The sequence below is a fragment of the Streptomyces atriruber genome, assembly GCF_001418325.1.
Classification (GTDB): Bacteria; Actinomycetota; Actinomycetes; order Streptomycetales; family Streptomycetaceae; genus Streptomyces; species Streptomyces atriruber.
Window position 1 is genome coordinate 1 of record NZ_LIPN01000456.1, and the last position, 10235, is coordinate 10235.

At 69.7% G+C, this 10235-nt stretch carries 12 protein-coding genes and 1 pseudogene; 9 read left to right on the forward strand and 4 right to left on the reverse strand.

Annotation, left to right across the window (positions count from 1 at the left end):
- Window positions 1-1464 (forward strand): sodium:solute symporter family protein (locus AOK03_RS35690; protein ID WP_055569542.1); only part of this gene is annotated, 1464 nt, incomplete at its 5' end.
- On the opposite strand, the pseudogene AOK03_RS35695 reads toward AOK03_RS35690, so the two are convergent.
- Window positions 1430-1831, reverse strand: a pseudogene (locus tag AOK03_RS35695) (MFS transporter); the annotation flags it as partial. The gene AOK03_RS35690 and the pseudogene AOK03_RS35695 overlap by 35 nt on opposite strands.
- 66 nt (window positions 1832-1897) lie before the next feature.
- On the opposite strand from AOK03_RS35695, the gene AOK03_RS35700 reads away from it, so the two are divergent.
- From AOK03_RS35700 to AOK03_RS35735, 8 genes are all read left to right on the forward strand, one after another.
- The gene (locus tag AOK03_RS35700) at window positions 1898-2185 is read left to right on the forward strand and encodes a hypothetical protein (RefSeq protein ID WP_055569544.1); all 288 of its coding nucleotides are present in this window, start codon (window positions 1898-1900) and stop codon (window positions 2183-2185) included.
- 64 nt (window positions 2186-2249) lie between these two features.
- The gene (locus AOK03_RS35705) at window positions 2250-2579 is read left to right on the forward strand and encodes a DUF6412 domain-containing protein (protein ID WP_055569545.1); all 330 of its coding nucleotides are present in this window, start codon (window positions 2250-2252) and stop codon (window positions 2577-2579) included.
- A gap of 129 nt (window positions 2580-2708) precedes the next feature.
- On the forward strand, window positions 2709-3473 hold the full coding sequence (locus AOK03_RS35710; protein WP_055569546.1) for a YidC/Oxa1 family membrane protein insertase: 765 nt from the start codon (window positions 2709-2711) through the stop codon (window positions 3471-3473).
- A gap of 113 nt (window positions 3474-3586) precedes the next feature.
- A complete protein-coding gene (locus AOK03_RS35715; RefSeq protein WP_055569547.1) occupies window positions 3587-4444 on the forward strand; it encodes a fumarylacetoacetate hydrolase family protein in 858 nt (285 codons plus the stop codon).
- A gap of 67 nt (window positions 4445-4511) precedes the next feature.
- Window positions 4512-5096, forward strand: coding sequence for a hypothetical protein (locus AOK03_RS35720; protein WP_055569548.1), 585 nt, complete (start codon window positions 4512-4514; stop codon window positions 5094-5096).
- Between the two features lie 149 nt (window positions 5097-5245).
- On the forward strand, window positions 5246-6076 hold the full coding sequence (locus tag AOK03_RS35725) for a S1 family peptidase (RefSeq protein WP_157869166.1): 831 nt from the start codon (window positions 5246-5248) through the stop codon (window positions 6074-6076).
- A 403-nt stretch (window positions 6077-6479) separates the two neighbouring features.
- The gene (locus tag AOK03_RS35730) at window positions 6480-6863 is read left to right on the forward strand and encodes a hypothetical protein (RefSeq protein WP_055569550.1); all 384 of its coding nucleotides are present in this window, start codon (window positions 6480-6482) and stop codon (window positions 6861-6863) included.
- Between the two features lie 46 nt (window positions 6864-6909).
- A complete protein-coding gene (locus AOK03_RS35735) occupies window positions 6910-8610 on the forward strand; it encodes a tetratricopeptide repeat protein (protein ID WP_055569551.1) in 1701 nt (566 codons plus the stop codon).
- A gap of 54 nt (window positions 8611-8664) precedes the next feature.
- Here AOK03_RS35735 and AOK03_RS35740 read toward each other — a convergent pair whose 3' ends face one another.
- From AOK03_RS35740 to AOK03_RS35750, 3 genes are all read right to left on the reverse strand, one after another.
- Window positions 8665-9075: a nucleotide triphosphate diphosphatase NUDT15 gene (locus tag AOK03_RS35740; protein WP_055569552.1), complete on the reverse strand. Its 411-nt coding sequence runs from the start codon at window positions 9073-9075 to the stop codon at window positions 8665-8667.
- A gap of 2 nt (window positions 9076-9077) precedes the next feature.
- The gene (locus tag AOK03_RS35745; RefSeq protein WP_055569553.1) at window positions 9078-9581 is read right to left on the reverse strand and encodes a heme-degrading domain-containing protein; all 504 of its coding nucleotides are present in this window, start codon (window positions 9579-9581) and stop codon (window positions 9078-9080) included.
- On the reverse strand, window positions 9578-10235 hold a 658-nt coding region (locus AOK03_RS35750), incomplete at its 5' end, for a Gfo/Idh/MocA family oxidoreductase (protein WP_244177879.1). The genes AOK03_RS35750 and AOK03_RS35745, both read right to left, overlap by 4 nt.

Sequence of the window (10235 nt, forward strand, 5' to 3'; positions counted from 1 at the left end):
GCCGCCGTCCGCGGGCGCGGCAAGCAGGGCGGGATCGCCGAGTGGTCGGTGGGCGGGCGCAGTCTCGGGGCCGTCTTCATCTGGGTGCTGATGGCGGGGGAGGGCTACACCAGCTTCAGCTATCTGGGGGCCGCGGGCTGGGGGTACAACTACGGGGCTCCCGTGCTGTACGTCGTCGCGTACATGTCCTGCGGATACGCCGTGGGGTACGTCGTCGGCCCCATGCTCTGGGCCTACGCCCGGCGGCACGGGCTCGTCAGCATCTCCGACATGGTCGCCCACCGGTACGGGCGGCCCTGGCTCGGCGCCGGTGTCGCCCTGCTCGTCACCGTCTTCCTGCTGCCCTACATCCAGTTGCAGATCACCGGCATGGGCGTCGTCGTCTCCACCATTTCCTACGGCGCGATCAGCCTCAACTGGGCCTATTTCATCGGCTTCGCGGTCACGACCGGGTTCGTGGTGGTGAGCGGGCTGCGCGGGAGCGCCTGGGTGTCCGTGCTCAAGGACGTGCTCGTCGTCGGGACGCTCGCCTTCCTCGCCGTCTACGTCCCCCAGCACTACTTCGACGGATACGGGCCGTTCCTCGACCGGATCGTGGACGAGAAGAGCGCCTGGCTCACGCTCCCCGGCAGCGGAGGCAGCCCCTATGGAGAGGCGTGGTTCGCCACGACGTCGCTGCTCAACGCGCTGACCGTCGTCATCTTCCCGACCACCGTCGCCGGATACCTGGGCGCGCGCAGCGCGGACGGGCTGCGGCGCAACGCCATCTGGCTGCCCGCCTACAACGTGCTGCTCTTCGTGCCCATGCTGCTCGGCATGGCCGCGCTGTTCGTCGTGCCCGGACTCGTCGGCGCCGAGTCCAACCTCGCGCTGTTCGAGCTCGTGGTCGACTCGCTGCCCGCGTGGGCCGTCGGCGTCATCGGTGTCGCGGCCGCGCTCTCCTCCATCGTGCCGATGGCCGTGTTCATGCTGGTCATCGGGACCATGTGGGGCAGCAGCGTGCTGTCGCTGCTGCCGAGGTGGCGCACCCCGCAGCGGCAGAAGCTCGCCTCGCAGGGCGTGGTCGTCGTGGCGGGCGCGCTCGCCCTCGCGCTCACCTACGGGGCGCCCAACACGCTCGTACGGCTCTCGCTCATTTCGTACGAGGGGATGGCGCAGCTCGTACCGATGCTGCTGCTCGGGCTCGTGTGGCGGAAGCTGACCCTGGTGGGCGCGTTGAGCGGACTCGTCGTGGGGGTGGGGATCGTGTGCGCGCTCGTCTTCAGCGAGCACGACCCCGTCTTCGGGGTGAACGCGGGGATCGTCGCGCTCGCCGCCAATCTCGCCGTCGCGCTCACGGTGTCGTACGCCGGTCCGGCCGACCGCGCGGACGGGCGGCCGGACGACGAGGTCCTGGCGAGTGATCCCATCGAGGGCGAGGACGCCACGGTCAGCTCCGCCGCTCCCTCAGCAGGAGCACGCTGACCGCCGCCAGCACCGCGAAACCGGCCGACACCGCCATGGCCACGTCCGTGCCCCGCCCCGGGTCGCCGGAGGACGTGGACACCGCGAGCAGCGGCAGCGCGGCGTTCAGCAGACCGCTGCCCACGCCGGAGACGACGAGGCCGGGCACGAGGCGGGGCCAGGATCCCGCGCCGACCGCGCCCAGCATCGTCAGGGCGGCGACGGCGTGCAGGACGAAGCCCACGGCCAGTTGGTGGCGGGCCGAGACCCGGCCGACCAGGCGCCTGGCCTGAAGGGCCACGACGAAGGAGACGCCGGACCAGAGGAAGACCAGCCAGGCGATGTTCATCGCGGACGTGCCGAGCGTGTGCTGGCCCAGCGCCTCCAGACGCTCGTCGGCGCGGGGGTCCTGGAGAAGAGGGCCTGCGCGAAGGCTCCTTCGCGCCACGAGTAGGTGATCGCCGACCGGGGCCTGCGGCTCTGGTCGACCCTGTGCATGCTCGGTGCCTGGGGGCGCGACAACTTCACCGAAGGCGCACCGCACCGCGTCTTCCGCCATGCGGAGTGCGGTACGGAACTGGGGGCCGTCGGCGACTGCCCGGCCTGCGGGTACCTCGTCCCGCCCGCCGACGTCGAGATGCTGCCGGACCCCGGACTCGATCCGGACCCGGTGGATCCGGTCAGCCGCGCGCTGGCCCGACCCCGCAGGCTGCTTCAGCCGGTCGAAGCCGATCCTGTATAACGGCAGTACTGCAGTACTGCAGTACGACGAGTAGATACGACGAGTAGAGAGGAGGAGGACGGCGATGCACGACGTGATCCGTGGCTGGAAGAACTGGAAGACGGCCGCGCGCCCCGCCCTGCTCCTCCTGTTCCTCCTCGTCGAGGTCGTCCTCGTCGACACCGGCGGCCTCGCCTCCGCCGTCGCGCTCGCCGCGACCGCCGCCGCGGGCTCCGCGCTCGCCGCCTGCTCCGTGATCGCCGCGCGCTGCGCGCCCGCCGTGCCCCGCACCAGGGTGCGCACGGCCATCCGCGACCGTGAGATGCGCACCGCCTTCCTGCCTCAACGCGACCCCGACGCCAGGGGTCGCAGGCGCCCCCGAGCACCCGGCCGTCTCTTCCCGACGGCCGCGTAGGGGAACACGCCCAGCTCCTGAGGCGCCCTTCCTGAGACCCCCTCGCGGGCCGTCATGCCGACGCGACGGCAGCCCTCGCTGCCCGTCGCCCTCTCTCCCGGCACGACGAGACCCCCGGAGGGCTTCTCCATGTCCGCTTTCATGTCCCTGTTCGCCGAGCTGGTCGGGCACATCGCCGACCTGCTCGATCCGCTCTTCCACGCCTCGGCGACCGCCGCCGCGATCGTGCTGTTCACCGCCTGCGTACGGCTCCTCGTGCACCCGCTCTCACGCGCCTCGGCCCGCGGACAGAAGGCGCGCGCCAAGCTCAACCCACAGATCGCCGAGTTGCGCAAGAAGCACGCCAAGAACCCCGAGAAGCTGCAGAAGGCCGTCCTCGAACTGCACCGCAAGGAGAAGGTGTCGCCGCTCTCCGGGTGCCTGCCGAGCCTCTTCCAGTTGCCGGCGTTCTTCCTGCTCTACCACCTCTTCTCCAGCTCCAGCATCGGCGGCGACGCCAACACGCTCCTCGACCACACCCTCTTCGCCGCGCCGCTCGGCGGCCGGTGGAAGGACGCGCTGGCCGACGGCGGGGTCTTCGGCGCGCAGGGGCTGGTCTACGTGGGTCTCTTCGTGATCGTCGCCGCCGTCGCCACCTTCAACTACCGGCGCACCAAGGCGCAGATGGCGGCCGCCCCGCAGGCGCAGCAGGGCGGTGACCAGCAGGTGCCGGGCATGGGGGCGATCACGAAGGTGATGCCGCTGATGTCGTTCATGACTCTGTTCACGGTGGCCGTGGTGCCGCTGGCCGCCGCGCTGTACGTGGTGACGAGTACGACGTGGAGCGCGGTCGAGCGTGCGGTGCTGTACCGGGACATGCCGGGCGGGGCGGGGATGCTGGCTACCGCCGGGTAACGGTCCAGTACGTGAACCGGGTATTGCATACCGCACCCGGACCTTGGACGATCGACCAAACCTCCGATGGCCGCTACCCATCGGCCGGGCTACCGAAGGAATGGAGTCTGACCATGAAGCTGCTGCGAGTCGGTACGTCTGGCGCGGAGCGTCCGGCGCTCCTCGACGCCGAAGGAACGCTCCGGGACCTGTCGGGGGTGGTCTCCGACATCGACGGCACGGTGCTCGCCGACGCGGCCGCGCTCGACCGGATACGGGCCGCCGCCGAAGCCGGTGACCTGCCCGTTCTCGACGCGAGCGGGCTGCGTGTCGGCCCGCCGGTCGGACGGATCGGCAAGGTCGTCTGCATCGGCCTCAACTACCACGACCACGCCCGCGAGACCGGGGCCGAGCCGCCCGCCGAGCCGGTCGTCTTCTTCAAGGCGGCGGACACGGTGGTCGGCCCCGACGACACCGTCCTGGTGCCCCGCCGCTCGGTCAAGACGGACTGGGAGGTCGAGCTCGCCGTGGTCATCGGACGTACGGCGCGTTACCTGGAGTCGCACGAGGAGGCGCTGGCGCACGTCGCGGGGTACGCCGTGGCGCACGACGTGTCCGAGCGGGAGTTCCAGATCGAGCGGGGCGGCACCTGGGACAAGGGCAAGAACTGCGAGACGTTCAACCCGCTGGGCCCCTGGCTGGTCACCGCGGACGAGGTCGCCGACCCGCAGGCGCTCTCCCTGAAGCTCTGGGTCAACGGCGAGCTGAAGCAGGACGGCACGACCGCCGAGCAGATCTTCCCGGTCGCGGAAGTGGTGCGCTACGTAAGCCAGTTCATGACGCTCCACCCGGGCGACGTGATCAACACGGGCACGCCGGCGGGCGTGGCGATGGGACAGCCCGAGCCGAAGCCGTACCTGCGGGCGGGCGATGTGGTGGAGCTGGAGATCGAGGGGCTGGGGCGGCAGCGGCAGGAGCTGAAGGACGCGTAGCGCGCCCCCGCGTGCGGCGCACGGCGTTCCCGGTTCGCCGGGGGCGCCGGCGCGCCATGATGACGCCATGGGACTGTCTCCTGCCGAAGCGGCGCTCACCGGCACGGCGTTCGGCGCCCTGGCGACGTTCTCCAGTGCGTGGCTCATCCAGCGGGCCACGACCCGGCGCGAACGCGAGAACCGCGTGTGGGACCGGCGTATGGCCGTCTACGACGAGGTCATGATTGTCGTCAGACGGATGGCGGACCTCAGGGAGACGGTCCGACGGACCGGCGCCTTCCCCGAACGGCGGCCCGACGATACGGGTCCGGCCGACGCCATGTCCCCGCTCCTGGCCCGCCTGGAGATCTACGGCAGCGACGCGCTGCTCACCGCCTGCAAGCGCGCCTTCGCCGCGCGGCGGCGCTGGAACCTGGCCTGGGGGACGTGGCACACGCAGCGGGACAACAACCCCCGGATCAGCGACAACGACGAATTCTGGGTCGAGTTCAAGAAGACCGTGAAGAAATCACGGAAAGCCGATCGTCGTGTGCTTTCGCTGTTGCGCGCCGAGGTTCATGCCGAACGGATCTCCGTGTGGCGGAAGTTGCAGACACGACTGAAGTGGATCAGGTGGCCGAAACCTCGGAGAAGGCGTGTGATCGCCCCTTGATCTCCTCCCGGTCTTCTGACAGATCTTCCCCTGAATGAATCTTCCCGGAGATGCGCCATGAGCCCATTCCATGGCAATCAATTCTGGTTACCATGGCGTCTTCCGGGCGGAAACGGGAGTTCGCTCAGGGTTCGGACGGGGGCTGGCCCGTGGTGCACGACGAGCATTTCATCGAGATCTTCCGGAGTGGCTGCCAGCAGGGCGATGCCTGCCGGCAGCAGGGTGACTGCCGCGGGGCAGAAGGTCTCGGACAGGGTGAAAGTTGCCGACGTGGCTCCGGAGTCCGCCTCACCCGGGAGTTCGCTCTGACCGCCGCGCACTGTCTCCAGGCCCGTGAGCTCAAGGGCCTGGACATGGTCATGCTCCGCCTCTCCGACGACAGGCAGGTCGAGGCCGAGGTCCTCGACTACGACCGGCGCTCCGATCTCGCGCTGTTGAACCTCACCTTTCCCGAGGGCGAGGACGTAGTGCTCCCTGAAGTGTGCTTCGACGACGCCCGGCAGGGCGAAGCGTGGAAAGCGGTGCGCCAACCGGACAGCGCCGATGTGTTGACCGGCAGCGTGGCCGACGTCTCCTTCGAGTACGGGGATCCTCGGAAGAACTTGAAGGTTCCTGCGCTCAGGCTCAACTGCCCTGTCGGACCCGATGACTACGGGATGTTCGCGGGCAGTCCGGTGGAGAGGGGCGGCCCGCATCCACCGACGGCGGTTCTCGGGCTCATTATCGAGCGGCGCGCATGGGACGGTGCGTCGGAGCACGCGGTATTCGCCGCCACGATTCGCGAAGCGGTCAAGCAGTTCGACCGCTTTCGGTTCCGCGTCGAGGATCTGGCCAGGGACCAGTGGCCCCTGGCCGTGAGGCCCTACTCGGTGGAGGCGACCGAGACGGAACAGAAACTGCGGATCAGTGCCGCGGTGGCCGAGGCCCTCGACAAGGCGGGCTATGACTCGTTGGTAGCGGTGCACTGGATACACCGCTGAGACCTTGGCGCATCGGCATTCATCCGGCGACATCGGGGAGGGGCCATGACGTCCATGCGGCACTTGGATGATGCCATTGCCGTCGCGGAGGAGATGCTTCTGGCGCCCACCACGCCGCGTCGGCAGGACATGCGCCGACTGGCGTCCTGTGTGAAACACGTCCGAACGCCCGCCCCTGCCGACGAGTTCTGGCAGCTGTGCGCCGACGGTTTCATCCACCTCGCCAAGCTGCTGAGCGCGCTCGACATGAAGACGCTGTCCCGGTCAGTGGCCGACATGACGCTGCGGCGCATGGAGATCGTGGAGGCGGACCGTGAGGTGTACGCGGCGTCCGTCTGGAACGAGTTGGGTGCCCTGCTCGCCGAGCACGGTGACATGGAGCGGGCGCGGCTCGTCCTGTGCCGTGCGCTCAGCAGGGCCGAGCGGGGGCAGTCGCGTCCCCGAGCGCGGCAGGATCCTCGCCAACCTGGGCGCGGTCAGCCTGCGCAGGGGCGACGTGGGCGACGCCGGATTCTGGGCCGACAAGGCGCTGGAGGAGATGGACGCGCGGCCGGGCGACGACCCCGACGCGCGCCTGACGGCGGACTGGGTGCGGCTGGAGGTCGCCAGGGCCGGGACCGGGGCCGATCGCGACCTGGGCCGCATCAGCGACACCCTGCAGAAGTTCGACCGGTCCGCGGAGCACTCCATCGCGCTCAAGGGCGGCGACCATCCGGCGGCCATCGCCGCGCGGCGCGCGCTGGCCACGGTGAGGAGGAGCACAAGGAGCGGCTGCGCTTGCTGCTGACGGCTCAGTCCGAAGACTTGCGGAGCGAGAGTCAGGAGTGAGGAACATGGCCATCGGCTCAACCCTCGAAGAGGCGGTCGGGGACGCGGAGAAAATGCTGCTGTCTCCCACGCGGTTGGACGGGCGGGGCAGGCTGCGGTTGGAAGTCCTTGTGGGCGGCCTCCTGCGGGAGTTTCGGCCGCTGGATCCGGAACTTGTCGGTGACGCTGCTACTGAGGATCGCGTCCTGCGGCTCATCCACCTCGCGAAGCTCCTCGGTGCCCTCGGTATGAACGTGCTGTCCAAGTCGGTGGCCGGCATGGCGCTCCGGTGCATGGAGATCGTCGAGGCGGACCGTGAGGTGTACGCAGCCTCCGTCTGGAACGAGTTGGGTGCCCTGCTCGCCGAACACGGGGAACTTGAGGCGGCGCGGGCCGTCCTGCGTCGAGCGCTGAGCGGGGCCGCGCTGGACCGTCACGTCCCTGAAAGGGGGCGGATCCTCGCCAACTTGGGCGCTGTCAGCCTGCGAAGGGGCGACTTGGAGGGCGCGGAATTCTGGGCGGGCAAGGCGTTGAAGGAGATGGAATCGGGTCAGGGTGACGATCCGGATGCGCGTCTGACAGCGGACTGGGTGCGGTTGGAGGTTGCCAGGGCGGGCTGGGATGCCGGTCGGATGGGTGACGCTTTGCGAGGGTTCGACAGGTCGGCGGAGCGCTCCATCGCACTGAAGGGCGGTGATCACCCCGTCTCCATTGCCGCGCGGCGCGCGCTGGCCACGGCGAGGTTCGAGGCAGCAGCGGACAGTCACGACGTGGAGCTCGGTGAACAGCAGTTGAGGGAGCTGGAGGTCGTGAAGCTGAACGCTTCGGCGTTCCTCGGGGTGACCCATCGCGAGACGGTGGTGGCCCAAGCGGCTCTGGCTGTGGCGGAGTTCGAGGCGGCGAGCGGCCAGTCGGCGAGCTTGATGCGTAGGCAGCGAGCGGCGGCGTTGCTGGAGGCGGCCGAGCTGATGGCCGTGGAAACTCTCGGCCGTGAGAACGCCCAGACCCTCGCGATACGGGAGGCGCTGGCGCATCTGCGGGCTGCCATGGCGCAGACGGATGACTATCCGTTCGTGATCGAGCACATGTACATGCCCGGAGAGAATGCGGAACGGAACGGGGCCAAGCTCGGTGCGATCGAGACTGAGCAGAGCATGTTGTGGCTGATCGCCCACGGGGGCAGCTCGTACTTCCTCAGTGAAACGGATCGCTTCCGCTCGGCGATCATCGGCGCCCTCGAAAGGCGGGTCACCTTCAGGGTCATCATCAGCAGCCCTTGGAACAACCTGGCGTCATCGACGCCGATACCCCGGGAGCCGCCCGAAGACGCACGTCTCCTCGACCTCGTGGACGCGGTGAAAGAGAGCTCCTATTACAGGGAATCTTTCCTTCCGGTCATCAACGCCTACCTCGGACTCAAGGAACGCTACCCGGATTTCATTGAGCTGAAGTTGGCACGCATCGATCTCTCCGGGTCCATCTTGCTCACATCGGATCTGGGATTCTTCGAGCCCTACATCACCACGGATCCGGAGGGCCGGACCAGGCGGGGGCCTCGCGTCTTCGAGGTCAAGTTCCTGAAGGACAGCGCGTATTACGCGGACAGCGCGGCGCAGTTCCAGCGGCTCTGGAAACTGTCGAGTACGTGGAAACAGTTCCAGGCGGGGGAGGACCCGGCCCAGGACGCCTTGCGGGTCGCGTGGCGTCACTGGCCGACGGTCACTTGAGGCCTGCCGTCCCGAGGCGGGCCGAGGGGGCGGCGAAACCACGGCACCAGTGCGTCACGGTCTGTGGAACGCGCCACTGACGAATGAGCGCAGCACAGGCTCCGAACCGACGAACAGCGGCTGGGGCAGACCGTCCAGGGGCCAGAACTGCCAGCGCTCGCAGCGGTCTGGCTCGCGTACCCGGACAGTGCCGGTGGAGTGCACCACCTCCACACCGATCTGCATGTGGTGGTTGGCGGCGGGGTCGGGGTCGGTCACGCAGACAACACGTAGTTCACGTGCAACCAGTCCGGTCTCCTCCGCCAGCTCACGACGGGCCGCTTCGGCGAGGGTCTCGCCCACTTCCAGGCGGCCGCCAGGCAGCCCCCAGGAGCCGGCGCCGAAGGTGTGGGCCCGCAGCCCCAGGAGGACATGACCGTCGCGGAGTACGAGAGCCTGGACGCCCACCCGTATGTGTGCGGACATGACTACCCCTGGGGTGCGAGGAAACGCTCCAGCGCCTCGACGACCAACTCATGGTCCTTCACCTGCGGCAGCCCCGACACCACCACCGCGCCGATCACCCCCGCGCCCTCGACCGCGATCGGGAACGCGCCGCCGTGCGCCGCGTACACGTCGGGGTCGAGGCGGGAGGAGTCCTCGAACGTCGTGCCCTTCGCGCGGAAGCGGGAGCCGACCAGGAGGGACGCGCATCCGTAGCGCTCCACGACGCGGCGTTTGCGGTCGATCCAGGCGTCGTTGTCCGGGGTCGAACCCGGCAGCGCCGCGTGGAAGAGCTGCTGGCCGCCGCGCCGGATGTCGATCGCCACGGGGGCGCGGCGCTCGCGGGCCAGCTCCACCAGGAGGGTACCGAGCGCCCACGCGTCGTCGTGCGTGAAGCGGGGGAGGACCAGGCGGCGTTCCTGGGCCTCCAGCTCGTCGACGGTCGGGGCGCCGGGGGGCGTGGACGCGGCGGAGGGCGTGGTGGTCACAGGGTCACCGTCACACCGTCGCGGGCCGAGCGGCGGGCCGCTTCCAGGACGTCCAGGGCCGCGGCCGCCTCGTGCGCGGTGACGGGGTTCTCGCCGGTACCGCGCAGGGCGTCGGCCACCGCCGCGTAGTACGCGGGGTAGTCGCCCGGCAGCGTCGCGGTGGGGCGGCCGCCGCCGGTCAGCGGGGACTCGCCGGAGCCGACCCGGCCCCACATCGACTCGGGCTCCACGCCCCACGGGTCCTGCGCGGCCGGGCGCTTGCCGTCGCGCAGCGCCGCCTCCTGCGGGTCGAGGCCGTACTTCACGTACCCCGCCTGGGAGCCGAGGACGCGGAAGCGGGGGCCGAGCTGGGCGGTCGTGGCGCTCACGTAGAGGTGCGAGCGGACGCCGTTCGCGTGCGTGAGGGCGAGGAACGTGTCGTCGTCGGCCTCCGCGCCCGGGCGGCGGACGTCCGACTCGGCGTACACGCTCACCGCGGGGCCGAAGAGCACCAGGGCCTGGTCGACGACGTGGCTGCCCAGGTCGTAGAGGAGCCCGCCGATCTCCTCCGGGTTGCCGGACTCGCGCCAGCCGCCCTTCGGCTGCGGCCGCCACCGTTCGAAGCGGGACTCGAAGCGCCACACGTCGCCGAGCTCGCCGTCGGCGAGCAGCTTG

Coding starts and splice junctions, on each gene's coding strand:
- AOK03_RS35705 (WP_055569545.1), top strand. CDS start 2,250: ATGCACGACGTGATCCGTGGCTGGAAGAACTGGAAGACGGCCGCGCGC.
- AOK03_RS35710 (WP_055569546.1), top strand. CDS start 2,709: ATGTCCGCTTTCATGTCCCTGTTCGCCGAGCTGGTCGGGCACATCGCC.
- AOK03_RS35715 (WP_055569547.1), top strand. CDS start 3,587: ATGAAGCTGCTGCGAGTCGGTACGTCTGGCGCGGAGCGTCCGGCGCTC.
- AOK03_RS35720 (WP_055569548.1), top strand. CDS start 4,512: ATGGGACTGTCTCCTGCCGAAGCGGCGCTCACCGGCACGGCGTTCGGC.
- AOK03_RS35735 (WP_055569551.1), top strand. CDS start 6,910: ATGGCCATCGGCTCAACCCTCGAAGAGGCGGTCGGGGACGCGGAGAAA.
- AOK03_RS35740 (WP_055569552.1), bottom strand. CDS start 9,075: ATGTCCGCACACATACGGGTGGGCGTCCAGGCTCTCGTACTCCGCGAC.